Source organism: Grimontia marina (assembly GCF_900060185.1).
In the GTDB taxonomy this organism is placed as follows: Bacteria; Pseudomonadota; Gammaproteobacteria; order Enterobacterales; family Vibrionaceae; genus Enterovibrio; species Enterovibrio marinus.
Genome location: NZ_FIZY01000057.1, coordinates 1 through 17,566, shown reverse-complemented (window position 1 = coordinate 17,566; position 17,566 = coordinate 1). Strand labels below are relative to the sequence as shown.

The 17,566-nt window shown below is 48.5% G+C and carries 14 protein-coding genes; 3 read left to right on the top strand and 11 right to left on the bottom strand.

Annotated features, from left to right (window positions below; all coding sequences use genetic code 11):
- Positions 1 to 9 precede the first annotated feature (9 nt).
- The 5 genes from GMA8713_RS21120 to GMA8713_RS21100 are packed head-to-tail and all read right to left on the bottom strand — an operon-like array spanning position 10 to position 4,394.
- Positions 10 to 1,296 (bottom strand): TRAP transporter large permease, encoded by a 1,287-nt coding sequence (locus GMA8713_RS21120; protein WP_062713998.1) that lies wholly within the window; start codon positions 1,294 to 1,296, stop codon positions 10 to 12.
- Positions 1,297 to 1,334: 38 nt separating this feature from the next.
- Positions 1,335 to 1,865, bottom strand: a complete 531-nt coding sequence (locus tag GMA8713_RS21115) for a TRAP transporter small permease (RefSeq protein WP_046305952.1) — start codon at positions 1,863 to 1,865, stop codon at positions 1,335 to 1,337.
- On the bottom strand, positions 1,865 to 2,338 hold the full coding sequence (locus tag GMA8713_RS21110; RefSeq protein WP_002540006.1) for a flavin reductase family protein: 474 nt from the start codon (positions 2,336 to 2,338) through the stop codon (positions 1,865 to 1,867). Before GMA8713_RS21110 ends, GMA8713_RS21115 begins: the two co-directional genes overlap by 1 nt.
- On the bottom strand, positions 2,335 to 3,237 hold the full coding sequence (locus tag GMA8713_RS21105) for an aldo/keto reductase (RefSeq protein WP_062713996.1): 903 nt from the start codon (positions 3,235 to 3,237) through the stop codon (positions 2,335 to 2,337). Before GMA8713_RS21105 ends, GMA8713_RS21110 begins: the two co-directional genes overlap by 4 nt.
- On the bottom strand, positions 3,237 to 4,394 hold the full coding sequence (locus GMA8713_RS21100; RefSeq protein ID WP_062713994.1) for an LLM class flavin-dependent oxidoreductase: 1,158 nt from the start codon (positions 4,392 to 4,394) through the stop codon (positions 3,237 to 3,239). Before GMA8713_RS21100 ends, GMA8713_RS21105 begins: the two co-directional genes overlap by 1 nt.
- 234 nt (positions 4,395 to 4,628) lie before the next feature.
- Here GMA8713_RS21100 and GMA8713_RS21095 point away from each other — a divergent pair, with 234 nt between their 5' ends.
- From GMA8713_RS21095 to GMA8713_RS21085, 3 genes are all read left to right on the top strand, one after another.
- Positions 4,629 to 5,336, top strand: a complete 708-nt coding sequence (locus tag GMA8713_RS21095) for a GntR family transcriptional regulator (RefSeq protein WP_062713992.1) — start codon at positions 4,629 to 4,631, stop codon at positions 5,334 to 5,336.
- A 50-nt stretch (positions 5,337 to 5,386) separates the two neighbouring features.
- Entirely contained in the window at positions 5,387 to 6,520 is a 1,134-nt protein-coding gene (locus tag GMA8713_RS21090; protein ID WP_062713990.1) for a Gfo/Idh/MocA family protein, read from the top strand.
- 302 nt (positions 6,521 to 6,822) lie between these two features.
- Positions 6,823 to 7,374 (top strand): outer membrane beta-barrel protein, encoded by a 552-nt coding sequence (locus tag GMA8713_RS21085; RefSeq protein WP_062713988.1) that lies wholly within the window; start codon positions 6,823 to 6,825, stop codon positions 7,372 to 7,374.
- Between the two features lie 98 nt (positions 7,375 to 7,472).
- Here the strand turns inward: GMA8713_RS21085 and GMA8713_RS21080 are convergent, their stop codons facing one another.
- The 6 genes from GMA8713_RS21080 to GMA8713_RS21055 all read right to left on the bottom strand — a co-directional run.
- Positions 7,473 to 8,537, bottom strand: coding sequence for a toxic anion resistance protein (locus GMA8713_RS21080; RefSeq protein WP_062713986.1), 1,065 nt, complete (start codon positions 8,535 to 8,537; stop codon positions 7,473 to 7,475).
- A 16-nt stretch (positions 8,538 to 8,553) separates the two neighbouring features.
- Positions 8,554 to 9,258, bottom strand: a complete 705-nt coding sequence (locus GMA8713_RS21075) for a phospholipase D-like domain-containing protein (protein WP_062713984.1) — start codon at positions 9,256 to 9,258, stop codon at positions 8,554 to 8,556.
- Complete coding sequence (locus GMA8713_RS21070) at positions 9,259 to 14,124, bottom strand: DNA repair ATPase (RefSeq protein WP_062713982.1); 4,866 nt, start codon at positions 14,122 to 14,124, stop codon at positions 9,259 to 9,261. It lies immediately after the preceding gene.
- 59 nt (positions 14,125 to 14,183) lie between these two features.
- Positions 14,184 to 16,271 carry a flotillin family protein gene (locus tag GMA8713_RS21065; RefSeq protein WP_062713980.1) on the bottom strand — a complete coding sequence of 696 codons (2,088 nt, stop codon included), beginning with the start codon at positions 16,269 to 16,271 and terminating at the stop codon, positions 14,184 to 14,186.
- 24 nt (positions 16,272 to 16,295) lie between these two features.
- Complete coding sequence (locus GMA8713_RS21060) at positions 16,296 to 16,913, bottom strand: DUF1449 family protein (protein WP_062713978.1); 618 nt, start codon at positions 16,911 to 16,913, stop codon at positions 16,296 to 16,298.
- Between the two features lie 316 nt (positions 16,914 to 17,229).
- On the bottom strand, positions 17,230 to 17,566 hold a 337-nt coding region (locus GMA8713_RS21055; RefSeq protein ID WP_157515497.1), incomplete at its 5' end, for an IS630 family transposase.

Genomic DNA, 17,566 nt, shown 5'->3' with positions numbered 1-17,566 from the left:
ATTCCTGAATCATGCCAGACCCAACCATTGTGGAATGGTCATAGAAAGAGACGGGAAAAACGTAATCAGGAAGATCACTACCACTTCCACTGCCAAGAACGGCAGAATCGCGCGGGACAGGGTTTCGACTTTCTCGCCAGATACGCTTGATGCCACAAACAGCACCAGTCCCATTGGAGGCGTCGCCAAGCCCACCGTGAGGTTCACACTCATGATGATGGCGAAATGCACTGGGTCTATACCCAGACTGACAAAAACCGGCGCCAAAATTGGCCCCAGAATAATGATGGCCGGACCTGCATCGAGGAACATGCCAACAATAAAAAGCAGGATATTGATAAGGAACAGTAAGATCAGCGGATTCTCACTGATACTCAGCGTCCAATGCGCCATAGATTCTGCCGCATGGGAAAGCGACACCACGGTTTTGAACGCCAGTGCTGCGCCAACCAACAATAGAATTACGGCTGACGACTTGGCACTCGCAGTAAAAATGTCCGGGATATCTTTCAGCTTCACAGTGCGAAGCACAAACATGCCGACGACCAAGGTATAAAGCACCGCAACGGCAGAAGCCTCAGTCGGTGTAAAGATGCCACCCAATATGCCGCCCAGAATGATCACGGGTGTCAGCAATGGCCAGAAAGCCTTTCTGGTGGCAGTTCCACGCTCGCGCCATGTTGCTTTCTCACTTGCCACAGGAAGATTCTGGCGTTTTGCCATCAGCGCGATCAATAGCATTAAACCACCACCAATCATCACGCCTGGAACCACACCCGCCGCAAACAGTGCTGCCACGGAAATTTCCATGGTGTAGGCGTAAATAATCATGATGCCGGAAGGTGGAATGATTGGGCCAATCACTGAGGAAGCCGCGGTAATGGCTGCCGCGAACTTACGGGAATACCCGTTCTTCTCCATCGCCGGGATCATCATCGAACCGATAGCAGAGGTATCCGCCACGGCAGAACCGGAAAGCCCCGCAAACAGCATGCTCGACATCACGTTGACGTGAGCCAGACCACCGCGTACATGACCAATAAGCGATTGCGAAAAGTTCACCAAGCTTAGCGTGATGCCGCTTCGGTTCATGACCTCCCCCGCGAGCATAAAAAACGGAATGGCCATCAGCGGGAAAGAATCAATACCGTTGTAGATATTACGAAATAGCAGGGGAATATCCCGGTCCATACCTTCTGCAAAAAGCATGAACCCCGGAGCGGCGAGCAGCGCGAAAAACACGGGCATGCCAACAAGAAGGAAAACCAAAAACAGAGGTAGAAAGAAGATCAACATTTACAGCCACATCCTTATGATTACCAACGCCTGGCTACTTAGCTTTCTCCAGCTTGTGCAGCGATGGCATCCTCTTCTTTATGAGTAAGCGCTTTCAGGAACATTTCTAAATTCGCGAGCAACATGGTGCCAAAACACACGGGCATCGCGAGATAGATCCAGGCCCGTTTCAACGGAAATGACGCTGCACGGGTTCGAAAGCCGCGATCAAAGAATTCCAGTGCGATAACGAAAAGTTGTATAAGGACAGCAAAGGCAATCACCAGCAGCAGAATACGAATCACCTGCGCCACCTTTGGCGACAGATAATTGAAAATCATGTCGATAGAGACAAACATGCCCTTTCGATACGCTTGCCCTGCAACCAGTGCCATCATCCAAATCATCAATGCCCGGGCGACTTCTTCCGGCCAAGGCAATGCAGCATTGAACACATAGCGACACACCACCTGCAGCAGAATGCTGGACACCATCAAGGCCACCAGAACCCAAGCTACGGATGCGCCAATGCGATCCAATGTGTTATTGACGGTTTCCAGCACCGAAATGACTGACTTCACCACTGCCATTAAGCGACTTCTCCTACCTTGCCGAAGCGGCTGCGTTCAAACACCAATCCATCACCCTGCTGCGAGTGAAAGTCGGTCACTTTGCCAAGCAGAATATCGTGGTCGCCCGCACTGACGACGCCATTTAAGTCGCAGTCAAACCAGGCCACAGCGCCTTCAATGATGGCACGGCCACTCGGTGCACGTTGGATCTCCACACCACGGAAGCGCTCTTCATGGCTGTCACGGCAGAACTTCATCGCAAGCTCGGAATGTTCCACCGCCAGCACGCTCACTGTGTAACCACCAGACTCCAGAATCGGTTGTTTGGTTGACGATGTGCGGTTGATGCTCCAAAGCACAATCGCTGGCTCTAAAGAAACAGAGTTGAACGACGAGCACGTCAATCCATAATCCTGCCCTTCATGGCGCGCTGTAATCACTGTCACGCCGGTGGCAAAGCAGGAAAGTGCGTTTCTCAGTTCGCGGCTCATGCGACTTCCTCCCCTGCTGCAGCCGTCCAAAGTTCAAACCAAGTCTCTCTATCTATCGAGACTTTCAGCGCGTCGCTTATGCCACGGATACGTTCAAGATTGTTGGTACCCAACACAGGCAAAATGCCTGCAGGGTGAGCGAGTAGCCAAGCGATCGCCACGGCATCAATACCGACATCGAACTTCTCGGCCTCACGGTGTAACAAAGGTTTCACGCGCTGCGCCGCCTCGCTGTTGCCAAACAATTCGCCACCAGCCAGTGGCGACCATGCCATCGGCTTTATGCCGCCTTTTTGCATGAATGCCACTGTGCCGTCGGTAAAGGAATCGCGAGTCATCAGGCTCATTTCAATCTGGTTGGTCACTAATGGATGACGCATACCAGATTGCAGCAACTCCCAATCCCACGATTTAAAGTTCGACACACCGACCGCTTTCACCAAACCTTCATTTATCAGTGAATCCAGCGCATTCCCTGTTTCACTATGATCCATAAACGGATCCGGGCGGTGTATCAGCAGTAAGTCAAGGTGATCAGTTTTCAGGTTCTGCAAAGAGTTGGTAACTGACTGACGAATATGCGCTTCTGAGGTGTCGTAGTATTTAACACGGCGGTTCGGGGATTTTTCTGACAGCAGCATGATGTCGCACTTGGACACCAACTGAATCTGGTCACGCAGTGAAGGAGTCGCTTCGAGCACTTGACCAAACACTTCTTCACAGGAGTAGTCACCATAGATGTCAGCGTGGTCAAAGGTGGTGATCCCTTGCTCCAGACACGCATCAACTTTCGCGCGAACATGCGCCTCAGAGGTATTCTCATCATCGGACAAACGCCAAACGCCATAAACAAGACGGCTGAAAGCAGACAGTGACGGATGCAGTTCTGTGTATTTCATTATTTGCGCTCTCCTGCGCCAAGTGGAGTCAAAGGGGTGGTCGCCGGAACACGTCCGTATTCTTCAGGCATTGAGCAGGTTTTCAGCTCTGGCAGAATTTTCTGGCCGACAATTTCACATTCAGATTTGTGCGGATAGCCAGAGAAGATAAAGGCGCGGATACCCATTTTCTTGTAGCGTTCAATCTTGGTCAGCACCTGATCGACACTGCCTACCAATGCTGCGCCGCAACCAGAACGGGCGCGGCCAACACCGGTCCATAGATTCGGTTCGGTAAAACCAAATTGGTCTGCCTGCTCACGTTGTTTAGACTGAAGAGCCACGCCAAGACTTTTCGAGTCCAAGGCGCGCTCGCGAATCGACTGACCAAAATCGTCGTCGAGCTTTGATACCAGAGACTCAGCATATTCACGGGCTTCCGCTTCGGTATCACGAACAATCATGTGAACACGAAGGCCATAGTCGAGGGTACGTCCATGACGTTGCGCCACTTCATTCACCGCTTTCATGCGTGATTCCAGCATGTCTTCGGTTTCTGGCCACATCAGGTACACGTCACAGTCTGAACCACACAGTTCAAGGGCATCCGGAGAATAGCCACCAAAGTACAGAAGTGGACCACCGTTTTGCTGATAGGGACGAACAGGATCGGCAGAAAGCGGGTCGAGTTTGTAGATTTCTCCGTCGTAGCGGATTTCATCTTGCGTCCAGGCTTGACGAAGAATATCGACCACTTCTTTTGAACGGCGGTAGCGGTAAGCGCTATCCGCTTTCTCGCCCGGGAAATCAGAAGAGATAACATTCAGCGTCAAACGCCCTTTCATGATGTGATCAAGCGTCGCGACCGAGCGAGCCAACATCGCGGGATGCACTTCTCCACAACGAATTGCTACCAGCAAATTGATGCGCTCAGTAAGTGGGCCCATCGCGGAAGCAAACGTCAGGGTGTCTTGCCCAACCTGATACGAGGACGGACAAAGAATGTTGCGAAAGCCCTGCTTCTCGGCAGTCAAAACGATATCCCGGGTATTCTCCCAGCTGCTTCGCAACGCGCCATCCGGCACACCTAAATACCGGTAATCGTCACTACAAAGCGGCGCAAACCAAGATACCTCGGCGGCATCTAACCCCTCACTCGTGATAGGCACGACACTCATCTGAACTCTCCTGTTCTTATTGTAAAAAGCCAACCAACGTTATTGTTCTTGTTGCTTTTCATTCCCATCGAAATGAAAATGATTAGTGAATGAATTGTTAATAAATGCTATAAGATTTACAAATAAAGTAAATCAATGATGAATGAATTCATTCACTCTCTGAGCAAGGAAACAGAAATATGCTCAGTAACCTTCTAATATATCGACGGTTATTAATTTTGAGATTTTTAGAAAATGAGTGAATCAACACGATTACCCTTGTTCATCCAGATAAGCGAGTTGTTGCGAAGAGAAATCTCGGCAGGTTATTGGTTGCCGGGAGAAAGGCTGCCTACTGAAGCGGAGCTGGCAAAAAAGCTGGGGGTTGCTGTCGGCACGCTGCGCAAAGCGCTGAACGAGCTTGAACAGAATGGGTTGCTGGAAAGGATTCAGGGCTCTGGAACTTATGTGAAAAACACACCGGACAATTCAGCGGTGTATCACTTTTTCCGCCTTGAACTGAAATCAGGTGGCGGTTTGCCAAACGCCGATTTTCTGAGCGTAGAGCAACACACCAACACCTATGTGGCATCTTTGTTGGGTCTGGAATCAAACGCACAACTATGGCGTTTCCGCCGGTTGAGAAAACTCGACCAGAAGCCTGCTGCCATGGAAGAGATTTGGATCAGCGGTGAGCACAAAGACAATATCGCCCCAGACGACCTCGTGGAATCACTGTATGTGTATTACCGCGAAAAACTCGGATTTTGGATTTCAAAGGTGCAGGACAGCATCACGGTCGATCATGTACCGGACTGGAAGCACCAAGACTTTAAACCTGAGATTGGCTCTGCATGCGGCTATATCGAGCGCTTGAGCTGGTCAAACCGGGACCGTATCGAAGAAGTATCTTTCACTTGGTATGACCCGGTAAACGTGCGCTATGCCGCGCGATGGACATAACGACAACGATAGCCTCTCAGGCTACCAAACAAACGTAAGGGACGGACTGAATGACAGATCAAGTAATTCGCTACGGCATTCTCGGCTGCGGCATGATGGGACAAGAGCACATCCGGAACATTCAACTTTTAGAGAATGTAGAGATCACCGTGCTCGCCGAACCTAACGCAGAAATGCGCGCAAAAGCACAAGCGTTGGTGCCAACCGCCCGCACGGTTGAAGGTCTGGATGAATTACTTGAAGCAAACGATGTCGATGCCCTCGTTATCGCAACCCCAAACTTTCAGCATGCAGAACAACTTCTTGGCATCATGAGCCGCTGCTCACTGCCGATCTTGATTGAGAAACCTATCTGTACGCAGATTGACGATGTCGCGCGTATGGTAGAAGCCGCCAAATCCCACCCTGCACCGATTTGGGTCGCGATGGAATATCGCTATATGCCACCTATCACCTTATTGCTCGACTTACTGGCACAAGGCGAGATTGGCCAGCGCCATCTGTTTTCAATTCGCGAGCACCGCTTTCCTTTCCTGCATAAAGTGGATGACTGGAATCGTTTCAACCACAAAACCGGCGGTACACTGGTCGAGAAATGCTGTCACTTCTTTGATCTGATGCGACTGATGGCCGACGCTAACCCTGTTCGAGTCTTTGCTTCCGGCAGTCAAGCCGTCAACCACAAGGATGAGTCCTATAACGGTGAAGCACCTGACATCCTCGATAATGCTTATGTCACCGTAGAATTCGACAACGGCACCCGCGCCAGCTTGGAGCTTTGCATGTTCGCCGAAGGCTCCCGCTACCAAGAAGAGATCAGCGTTGTCGGTGACAAAGGCAAGGTGGAATGTCTGGTTCCCGGCCCCGGCCGTTTCTGGCCGACAGACACCCTTGGCGAGCCCCCTGTCGCTCGAGTCATTTCCAGCCCCCGTGATCCCAAGGGACCAAAACAAATGGAAGTGCCTGTAGACCCCACTCTCCTCGAAGCTGGTGACCATAACGGCTCCACTTTCTACCAACATCAGAAATTCCAGCGCACAGTGTTAGGTGAGCAAGAGGTTGAAGTGTCATTGGAAGATGGCCTGAAAGCAGTGGTAATTGGGCTCGCGGCGCAGGAGGCTATAAGGCTGAATCAGGTGATTACTCTGACAAACAATGGATTAGGATTTAACAGTCACTCCTAGCCACAACAACGAGATATTGTTGCAAATAGCAATACGAAGTATCTATTTATAACCAATAGCGTTCTTTTTTCACTCAAACGATTAACACTAACGTCGCTTGCATCCCTCAGTAAAGTCTCATTTTTGAAAAGTTAGCTTTCCAAAAATGAGACTTTACTCACCCTTCTCAACCCCGCATATTGGTGAAAAGTTCAACACATCGGCGAGGTTACGACCGCACAAAGCAAACGTGCAGCAATTGTAAACATTCGCCATTTTATTCAACTCGACATTAGAGTTATTACACCAATTTGGGAGAAGCGATGATGAAAAAGTTAGTTATTGCAGCAGTAACATTGGGGTTCGCATTTGGCGCTCATGCCAGTGACGGTGAAGGCTTTAGACTTGGCTTCAAAGACCTCAGATCGGACTTGGAACTGGAAGGAGGGAATGTCGTTGATACCACTTACAAAGCAGACCTATCAGGTATTGAATTAGGTTATGACTTTAACAAAATAGCTGGTGCATCCATATCCTATGCCAAAGGGAACGGAGACCTGGGAGATTATAAAGATTTCCGTATCTCGGGTGAGTTTGGTTATGACTTCAATGTCATCCCTGAATACTTACGCCTCAAACCCTATGGTTCACTTGGTTATGAAAAAGCTGACATCAGCGGACCGGTAAACTCGCTAACTCAAACGCATCTGGACGTGTCGATGAGCGGCTTGTCTATCGGAGTAGGTGTGAGAGCCACCATCATGAAATATGGCTATATGGCGCTTGAGACAACCGCAATGGCATCAAACGACTATGGTCTTGACTCAACGCTGGTCAATTCCAGTGTCACTGTTGGCGGCAAATACGCGTTCTAAGTTTGGATTACTTACTAAATCAAGCCTCAAAACGATTGAAAAAGCAAAAAGACTCACTGTGGAGTCTTTTTTAATCCAAAGTTGAGCATCGCTCTTTTTCAACCTTCGATTGTCTGCTCCAGCGCTTTTTTCAATTCCAGTTCGGCTTTTTCAATCACCTGTTGAGCCTGCTCACGCTGCGCTCTACCCTCTTTCACGCGCGAAAGGGTATTGTTCAGAGTTTCGATCGTCAGTTTGTTTACCGTTTCGAGTGAATCCAAATCCAGAATACCGCGTTGATAGTTTTCTGCGATTTGCTCTTCCAACACTTTCAACTTCTCGGCGTTCTGAACATATTGCTTGTTGGTGTAGTCCTTAACGGCGCGTGTGACTTTTAACGCCTTCTCTTTTTCGTAGTTTGAAATTGCGATAAGGAATTGGCGCTTCCAAAGTGGGAAGGTGTTATGAACGATATCTTGGATATCCTCCATCAGCATTTTATTGCCTTCCTGCGAAAGGCGGATTTGAGGTGCGGTTTGAATGGCTGCCAGACGCGTTAGTTCCAAGTTGTGCACACGTTTTTCTAAACGGGCAACCGCTTGCGAAGCATCTCGGTATTTCTGTGCATCCAGCGCATCTCCGCTCTGCTCTGATTGCTGTAGCAGTTCAGGCAACACCTTTTCATTCAACTCGTTGAGCTTGTAGCGTCCAGCAGCAATGTATTGCTCTAAACCTTTCAGGAGATCAAGGTTATGGTCGTACAAGGTATCAAGTTGGGTGATATCGTGTGCCAACTTAACTTCCTGCGCTTCAAGACGATCAGAGAGTTGCTCTAATTGGCTTTTCACTGAATCAAAGCTAGCGGAAAACTTCTTGAAGGAATCAAACATTTCGCCAATCAACGGAAGTTTTGATAGGAAACTGCCTTTCCCCAAGCTATCGAACTCGGCACTGTCCATGGAAGACACCATGGCATGAAGAATGTCACCCGCCTCACCGCTATCACGAACGCGAACCTGATCCAGCACTTCATCAGAAAAAGCCGTGATTTTCTCTAAGGCATCTTTACCAAAGGTAATAGTAGCGACGGTATCGAATGGGTCGAAACGATCGGCAATCTCAATTACTTGTGGTGTCACTTCGATTTCAACTGGCTGATTTTGAGAATTAGTCAATTCAGTCATTGGATCTCCCTATCTTTTATGACGGCGTGTGGCAGGGGAATTTCTGCCACAGCTGTTCAAACTGTCGGCTGAACGCAGCTACAAATCTGCGATCATCCGTAAGTGTTATATCTTCCTGATTGTATTTTGAGGCACTTCGCGTCCAGTTGAAGCTGCCGTTGATCAAACGACACCCATCAAATATCGCAAACTTATGGTGCATATGGTACTGAGTCGTATCAATTTTGACGGCAATACCCTGCTCTGCGAGATACTCCACATCGCTGCCTTTGTCGTTCATTTTGTCGTTGTCAGTGACAATACGTACTTTCACCCCACGCTTATGGGCCTCAAGGATATGCTTGGTTAAGTCGTTATCTGCAATGGTGAATACGCAGATATCAATGGTGTTTCTCGCTAACTTCAACTGTTCGATGATGCCTGACGCACAGGTTCGTCCCGGAGAGAACCAACTTGTCGCGGTTTGAGCTGAATTCGCATTAATCACATTATCCAGAACCTTGATAACTCGCTCTAACCAGCGTACCAATGCTGCCGCATCTCCCTGATTGGCGAGTTCTTTCTGAACTAGCTTGAAGCTCAAATTGCGTAAGTAAGATCTGTCTTCATCACTGAGCACAGACTCTGCTAACTCAGCTTGCAAGGTCCTGCGCTCGCTGTCGTCGAGGCGGTAATCTTCCAGCGAGGCCTCAAGCCACGCCGACCACTTTTGTCGGTTCACTTATTCCCCTCCTTGGGAGTCGCTACCAAAGCGTGCTACGTGTTGGTTCAACATGGCAAGTTGCTGCACGACCTGTCCTGCACGATCTTCTGAATCGCCCATCATTTGCTGACGCTGATAACCGTCTTTGATTTCCTGCCAACGCGCTTTCTGCTCCGGTGTCATATCACCACGCAGTTCAGCCAACTTAAGCAAGTTTTCTTCCGTTCCTGCTGCGAGCGTCTGAGATTCACCTTGATAGTGATCCTGCAACATGGTGTAGAGTTCACCGTCCGTCATGACTGACGAAATCTTCTCCGCCAGTTTGTTCATGTTCCGGTAAGAGCCCTGCAGTTTGAACGGCGGCTCAACGCGATACTGATCGGCAGTCGCAGCCGACTTAATATACTGTTGGTTAACCTTTAGCACGGTTTGCTGCGCCGTCATCAGCTTCTGAAGCGTTGAGATAATCTCATTGGATTCTGTCGCCGAATACGCGTGGCTCATCTCACTCAACGCTATACTTTCACCGTCTGCCATTCGCACGAAACGATATAAGTCGTTCAGATCACGGGTTGCCAGCGGAGCCAGTACAGAATTCGATGTCAGTGAGTTTTCAATGAAGCTCAACTCGAAGGCTTGCTTCTGATCAGACAACATGTCACCAAGGTTATAAATGTCTGCACGGTTGGCTAACATATCGGGTATGCGGAACGATTCGCCGCTTTCTGTGTAAGGGTTGCCTGCCATCACCACGGCAAATTTCTTACCGCGCATATCATAAGTCTTGGTTTTCCCTTTCCACGTTCCTTCAATTCGACGTGTACCATCACACAACGAAATAAACTTCTGGAGGAATTCAGGGTGTGTGTGCTGAATATCATCGAGGTAAAGAAGCACATTGTTACCCATTTCGAAGGCAAGGTTTATCTTCTCTATTTCACGGGCAGCATTCTGATCGGGGGCATCTGCTGGGTCTAGAGATGTCGCCTGATGACCAATAGATGGGCCATTGATTTTCATGAATACGAGGCCAAGTTTGTGCGCCACGTATTCAATCAAGGTCGTTTTACCATAGCCCGGTGGGGAGATAAGGAGCAGCATCCCCATCAAGTCCGTGCGTTTCTTGTCGCCCAACGTACCCATCTGTTTGGCGAAGTTATCACCAATCAGGGGCAGGTAACTCTCACTGATCAGTTTGTTTCGAACAAAAGACGTCAGAGGGCGAGGTTTGAACTCGCTCAAACGGAAATCTTCTTTAGCCGAGCTCAACAGCAAGGTACGTTGGCTGAGATAGGCTTCGAACTGCGGCACGACTTTGCTTCGGTGATACTCGTTACGCTGAATAAAGTCGTCCAGCACGATACGCAGCTGCCCTTTCTCGATACGATCATGTTCACCCAGCATTCCTTCCACATCAGCAACCAATGAGAAATCGACACTGCGGATATTGAACTCTGAATAGGCTTTCAGAACGGCAATGGTTGCAGCTTCAACCACAAAAGCTTGCCCATAGCCCTTTCTATGAGTGTATGCGGTAAGCCACTGGAGATGGTCTGAAAACGCTGACTCAATATCAGTATTTCCCACTTGCCAACCCAGACTGCGGCGGAATTGAAGATAATCCTCATAGAGGCTCAACGCATCCAGACTGACATCAACACTTAAATCAGACTGGCCAAGCAGGTTAACCAAGTAATCTGCCGCCTCGTCACTTTGTTCAGTCGCGAGCTCAGTCGCCAACTGTTTTTGAAGTTGCTGGTAAGCATCACCTGAGTTCAGGTGCTCTCTCAGTAGCTGCGCATTATTGGCTTGCTGGCGTAAGTTACTCAGAGTGTCAGCTTTTTGCGCCAGCACCCATCGAATCGCAGCGGAGCGCGCACTTTGACTGAAGCGTAATAAACCTGCTTGCTGATAGATAGGAAGAACCTTATCCAGAATACGCGTGGCATCATTGTCATGGATACCTTTCACATACCCCTCTTTATAGCGAGGTGCGGCGAACTTCTGTACACGTTCAGCCAGTGCATTGCCTTTTTGATCCGCATACAGTTCTTCGAGATTCAACCCATCTTGATTGTTCTCCGCGCTATGCAAAATAAGGTAAGCCAGATATTCCGCGCGGTAAACGTCATCACTTTCAGATGCCACGTCCAAGCGGGAAAAGGATTGCAGTTCAAGAAATTTTTCATCTTCAACCGCTTGATAGAAATCTGTACCTGAAATGTGAGTCGAAAGCTCCCCATCATGCTCTACGAGGCTGAGATCCAATGCCTGTTGATTCACGCTGAATCTGTGTTTGCCCAAACGCAGAACCTTCCCGCCCTGCTCAAAAATATCCTGATTATCGCGAAGGGAACGAAGGGATTGGTCTTGCAGTGATTTGAGTTTCGAATCAACGCTATCTGCTTTAACACTGTCGCCCAAGTCTCGAATGGTTTGGGAGAGCTGATGAAGCTTGAGTACCATGGCATCGGTCGCGAAGTAGCTGTTCAAGCCTGCTACGTCGTCAAAGCGTTCCACCCGCTTTTCAATACTTGCCATGGTGACATTCGCGGCCTGCAACAGGTTCTGTACACGGCGCTGTTGTGCAGAAATGAGCTGCTGTTTGTGGTTGTCGAGCGTTGACTGGATTTCATCACGTTTGGCATAGATTTCAGCGAGGAACTGGTCAAAATCCGCAAAACGGGATTCCAGCTTATCTAGTTGTCCCACCAGCTTGGCGAGTTGATTGTCACACTCATCAGGAGTTGTCGCTTGCTCCATCGCACTGCTGACGGATTGGCTCAGCAGCTTAAACTGGGCGCTGAATTCCGCCTGCGCTTCTTCACTTTGCAACCCTTGAGATTTAGAACGTAGTTTGGCCGATACCGTATTCAGCATCGACGATACTTCGGTCGTCAGGTCCAGAATGCGCGTGGCTTGTGTGGGATCGTCCGTTTCAATGTCGGTAACTTCTTCCGTCACCAGTTGCAGCTCGTTACGGAGCGTGTCCACCTGTTCTTGCAGCTTCTGGATTTCCGCCGTTTTATCTACCGTTTCCAGTTGCTCCTCGATGCTCTGAATTTGCTTCTTAAACGGCACGTACGCCTTTTCTTCCTGAAGCAGGTTGAGCAGTTGCAGGTTTAGGCTTTCACGCTGCTCCTGTAATTGTGTTTGCAGTTCGTCAACACGGACTTCATCAATGTAGTGTTGCTGGCGAAGCGCCATCACTGCACCAACCTGACCTTTCACTGCCGCCAAGAGGCTGAGCAAGGTATTCGCCTGCTCTTTCGGTGCCAGTTTAATTTTACCGATTAGGTCAGAAACTATGGTCTGCTGCGCTTCAATACTTTGCGCGGCGTGCTGCTGCAGTTGCTGCACCTTGGCAAATTCATCAATGATTTTGTCGGCGGTGCCCATCAACTCATTGATGGCAGAACCAATACCCAGAGCATATTCATGGCCCAACCAGGTGTAATGGTCGAGCGTTGACTGACATTGCTTAAGCAGTATTTCATAAGCTGCTTGTGTGACTTCTTCTGTCTGGGCTAACTGACAAATCGACAGTACAGAAGAAAGCGCTCTAACCAGTTCCGCATTACCTAGATTGAACAGCGGGCTACTGCCGTCTGACTGTACATTCACACTTGCGTAGTGCTCTGGTGTTGAAAACGGCGTATCCCAGATGCGTAAGGGGTGAATCGTTGACGCTTCCGCGTTTTCAGAAAGCTGAAACAAAAGAAAGCGACCATCTGGGTACAAGCTATAACCATGGCTTTCCATTGGGGCTTCAAATTTCTTTTCGATCAGGTTGTAGGTATAGGCGACGTAATAGCCATCAACCGCATTGAAAAAGAAATACAGAATGTCTTCACCATTGGGTGACACGATTTTCTGGAAGAACTTCAAGTGACCGGATGGGAAATCAAACTGTTTACGCTCGCCATTAGCAAGGACATATCCGTTTGAATACAGCACACCGTGATCTTCCGGCAACGCTTTAGCACTGACGCCCAATGCATCAGCACGGGTTACCGACTGATTCAGCGGATTGTAGAGAAAATAGCGGCTGTGCTTTTCACGGTTCGGCTTAACGCGAAGGGCGATTAAATCGCCAACAAAGGCATAATCGATTTGCGCATCTGCCACACTTTGGTGGGCATCTTCAACTTCTTCGCGGTAAATTCCCTTGCCTTCGGATGTGTTGTCCTCAACCTTAATGGTCAGGTCTCCGCCCACACATTCTACAAACAGCTTGTCGCGAATAGACACATGCGGGTGTTCTCCCAGCACGTGGTCATCGCGGTTTGTGGCAATCCAATCAAAGTCGTGTTGAACCGTGCTCTCCAGCGATTCATGCCCATAGGAATCCATGTACTCCACAGCATCTGTTTTTAGCTGGAAGCGAAACACTTTACGGTCTTCGGGACGGCTACCTATCTGAAAAGCGATATAAAGAATGCTTTCTTGACGGGAGATTTGGGAAAGGCGCGCATCACGGTAGTAGGTGAACAGTTCAGTAAATTCATGAACAAAACGCTGATCACCGAGAAAGCTGCTTTCAATGGGGAGTGGCTCTACACGGAACGTACCGTCATTTTCGTGCAGCTGATAAAGGCCAAAAACATCATCCAGCGATGGCGATGCCTTCATACCGACTTGTACATGATAACCAAACAAAAGTTGCTGGTTCACTTGCGCCATGTCGATAGGAATACACTTCGCATCGGTCTGCACATTAGCTTTACCAACGAGCTTGAGTTCTTGCCCGCCGAACACGGTCTGGCGAGTTTGATTGAATGACTGCGAGAGAGATTTTAGCTGGTTGCCCTGTTGGGACAGGCGGGATTTGAGGACTTCATATGCACCACCTTCACTCACAGCTTTTTGAGTCGACTCTGACATGCTAATACCTATTCATCCCGCCTCCAGTGAAACGGGATTCTGTGAGAGTAAATGGGGTGTTACGATTGCTTGTCTGACGATGGCTCCAATGTGCCTTGCAGTTTCTTCAGAAGCTCTGTCGCTCCGCCTTGCGAGTTCAGCAAGCTAGCCAAAGCGACATTGCTTAAATCACTGCTCTTCAGGTCAGTGTTTTCCAAAATCGCTTTCAGGTCTTCAGGCAGGCTTCGCTCACCATCTATGTACTCAGAGACCAGTGGATTCAGCACTTTAGACTGCTCAAATTTCGCATCAACGGCTGAAGCATCCATGATGGTACGACGGATCTGCTCCATGCCTTCACCACCAAACAGGCGGATATCTGCTTTAGATAGTGCTTCAGCAAGCGCCTTAGCATTGGCACTAACCACAATTTTCTGCGCTTCGATACGGGCAATTTCCAGCTCTTTTTCTTGTTGCAGTTGCATAACCCACTTGTCGTGCTCACGCGTGTGGTCATCGTACTGCTGCGCCGCTTCAAAGCGTGCTGTTTGCGATTCGGCTTCTGCCAAGCCTTTCGCACGCAGCGCTTGCGCTTCTGCTTCACCCGCACTTTGCAGTGCAAAGGCTTTGGCTTCACCGGTTTCTTTAATCGCTTGAGCACGCTCACGCTCAACTTCCACTTCTGCCAGACCCGTCGCGCTGATCATTTCTTTCTCAGCCTGAGCCATACGCTCTTTCGCTGCCGCCTCGCGCTCTTTCGCCACATACTCTGCTTCTGCACGTTTTGTGGTCACGATTTGGTCGGCTTCTGCTTCTCGTGTCTTCACTGCCAAGGCATTTTCTGCATCACGCGTCTTCACTTTCAGCTCTGCTTCGTTTTCAATCAGCAAGCGTTCTGCACGCTCTTTCGCCGCTTCTTTCTCTGTACGTGCCGCCACCAGCGATTCAAGCTGCTTGGCTTCTGCAGCGGCTTCCGCTTCAACCAGACGTACACGTTTTTCACGGGCTACTCGTTCGTTAACACGCAGGTTTTCCGTTTCTTCTTCTTCACGGGCAATCTTGCGTTCAATTTCTACGCGTTGTGAGCGTGTTTCAGAGACAGATTTCAATGCCTCTTCAATCGTGGTCTCTTTCTGCATTTCGCGTTCAGCGACTTCAGATGCCGTGCGTACTTTTTCTGTTTCTACCGAACGGTTCAGCTCTTCTTGCTGGATAGCGACCTGACGCTGGTTGGCGATACGCGTCATTTCAACTTCCATTTCCACACTTTCACGCTTCTTGGCCACTTCCTCTTGCGTTTCCAGCTTCGCGAGCTGCGTGACGCGTTCATATTCTTCGCGTTTTTCTGCCGCCAGTGCTTCTTCCTGCGCCTTGATGATGTCTACTTCGCGTTGAGTACGGGCTATAGATTCCTGCTCTTGCTTGTCGAGTTGCAGACGGTTTGCTTCCGCTTCGACGTTTTTCTTTTTCATCGTTGTACGCTCATCCTGACGGATAGCGTTGGTTTCCGTGTTTTTCTGGGCGGTAATCATCGAAATCTTGCGAATACCTTCAACGTCGAGGATGTTGTCAGGGCTATGTGCATCCAGCGCAGTCTGGTCAACTTTGTCGATGACCACGTCGTAAATTTTGAAGCCATCCATTTCACTGCCGATGACATCAACAACTGCATCACGGAAAGCGCGGCGGTTGGTCAACAGTTCTTCAAATTCGAACTGCTTTACTGCCGTTTTTAGTGCTTCTGAGAATTTTGGTTGGAAGTGCTCCTTAAGGCGCTCAAGGTTCGAAGCTTCATGTGCGGTAAAGAGCTTCGCTACACGGATGATGTCATCTTCTTCATGGTTTACCCCGATGTAGAAATCCACTTTCAGGTCTGCGCGGATATTGTCGCGACAATGTAAACCTTCATACTCCTCACCCTCCTGATCTTTGCGGCCACTGCGGATCACAGAGATCTTTTTACGGGTGATATCCATGTATTCAAATTGGTTTACGATCGGCCAGACAAAAGTACCTGTCAGAGATGCTCGTGTGCGATGAAGGCCATTAACAATCAACGCGTCGCCCTCTCCACGCACTTTCTTATAACGGGATGTGATGAAAATCATCACAATGAGAAAAACAGCTATGCCACTGACGATAAAAATAATGCTTGGGGAAATTTCCATTTCCTACTCCTGATAATTATTCCATTAAGCTTTTTTTGCTACGACGTAGCGGTCTGAAGCATCATCTTTGTAAACAATGATCACTTCATCTCCATATTGAATCGAACTGTCATCCTGCAGCATTGCATCGAGTAGAAATTCATTTCCTTCATGCAAAACGACGACTTCACCTTTTTCCCTATTAACAACATTGCTATGAACACGGCCCTTTAAGCCAATAAATTCCACTTTCGCAAACGTTTTTTTACGGTCGAATAGTGGAGCCAAAGGCTTCAATAACCAGGCTGATATCGCCAGAGAAATGTAAGCAACAACAGGAATAGAGATGACATTTGCAACCAAGAGTATCGAGCCGGAAATAAAACCTTGAGCGATATCGGATGCATAATACGAGATAACGGTTGCCACGAAAAACGAAACGCACAAAGCAACCATCAAAGGAACTTTTGAAAGGACTTGCGGGAGAAGAAGGCCTGAGCTGGGCAGATTATCGAGATCGAAGAGATCAATATCCGCGGTAAAACTTTCCACTACGTTGAAGACTAAATCGACCAACATGATGAGAAAGAACACCACAAACGGAATAAAGAACACGCTTGTAGGGAACGTCATCAACATACCCACAAATTCACCAACTGCCATTTATACTTCTCTAAACAAAGTGTTATATGATTTTTTAGTTTTACTTTTTGACGTCTAATTGCTTAAACAAGCTTGTCCAGACTAACCTGAATTGGACACGTTTGAAGCAGTATCGTGTTCTTATATGATTCGGTTCAAATAAACGTTTCAAAATTCCACCCCGCACACAATTGTCGCTAGATTAAGAATCCGCTGATGTGAATTAACTTACTAATCTACTTAAGTTAGATTTGTTCGAAAATTACATATCTAAGCAAAACACGCCTCGCCAAGCTTTCAGCTTAATCAGGCTACTAAATAACTGATCCGAATAGTGCTACATTTTCGCCGTGCCGTGGCAACCTCCCGGGTAAGGCGATACGTTATCCATAAAGTGCTTCACCTTCCTGAGCAATTGCCACATATGTTTACACCTGTGATTCCGAGTAATTGTCTCATGGAGAGCATTCCACAATCGTTCTATGACGTTGACCCAAGGGCAATAAACGGGCTGGAACAGCAGCCTGAACTTTGGGTTCTTCTTGAGCCAAGCCTTCGTTTTTTTACTTTTGTGGATGATGTAGTTATCCAGTATCAAGGTGACACTTTTGGCTCGGCGGTAGTGCCACTTTAGCTTCTCCAGCATGGCAATGAATAGGTCTGAGTCTTTCTTT

What these genes read in the sequence shown, in the direction of transcription:
- GMA8713_RS21090 (WP_062713990.1), top strand. Translation starts at nt 5,387, where the DNA reads ATGACAGATCAAGTAATTCGCTACGGCATTCTCGGCTGCGGCATGATG.
- GMA8713_RS21100 (WP_062713994.1), bottom strand. Translation starts at nt 4,394, where the DNA reads ATGAGTGTCGTGCCTATCACGAGTGAGGGGTTAGATGCCGCCGAGGTA.
- GMA8713_RS21060 (WP_062713978.1), bottom strand. Translation starts at nt 16,913, where the DNA reads ATGGCAGTTGGTGAATTTGTGGGTATGTTGATGACGTTCCCTACAAGC.
- GMA8713_RS21085 (WP_062713988.1), top strand. Translation starts at nt 6,823, where the DNA reads ATGATGAAAAAGTTAGTTATTGCAGCAGTAACATTGGGGTTCGCATTT.
- GMA8713_RS21095 (WP_062713992.1), top strand. Translation starts at nt 4,629, where the DNA reads ATGAGTGAATCAACACGATTACCCTTGTTCATCCAGATAAGCGAGTTG.
- GMA8713_RS21070 (WP_062713982.1), bottom strand. Translation starts at nt 14,124, where the DNA reads ATGTCAGAGTCGACTCAAAAAGCTGTGAGTGAAGGTGGTGCATATGAA.
- GMA8713_RS21105 (WP_062713996.1), bottom strand. Translation starts at nt 3,237, where the DNA reads ATGAAATACACAGAACTGCATCCGTCACTGTCTGCTTTCAGCCGTCTT.
- GMA8713_RS21065 (WP_062713980.1), bottom strand. Translation starts at nt 16,271, where the DNA reads ATGGAAATTTCCCCAAGCATTATTTTTATCGTCAGTGGCATAGCTGTT.
- GMA8713_RS21120 (WP_062713998.1), bottom strand. Translation starts at nt 1,296, where the DNA reads ATGTTGATCTTCTTTCTACCTCTGTTTTTGGTTTTCCTTCTTGTTGGC.
- GMA8713_RS21110 (WP_002540006.1), bottom strand. Translation starts at nt 2,338, where the DNA reads ATGAGCCGCGAACTGAGAAACGCACTTTCCTGCTTTGCCACCGGCGTG.
- GMA8713_RS21080 (WP_062713986.1), bottom strand. Translation starts at nt 8,537, where the DNA reads ATGACTGAATTGACTAATTCTCAAAATCAGCCAGTTGAAATCGAAGTG.
- GMA8713_RS21115 (WP_046305952.1), bottom strand. Translation starts at nt 1,865, where the DNA reads ATGGCAGTGGTGAAGTCAGTCATTTCGGTGCTGGAAACCGTCAATAAC.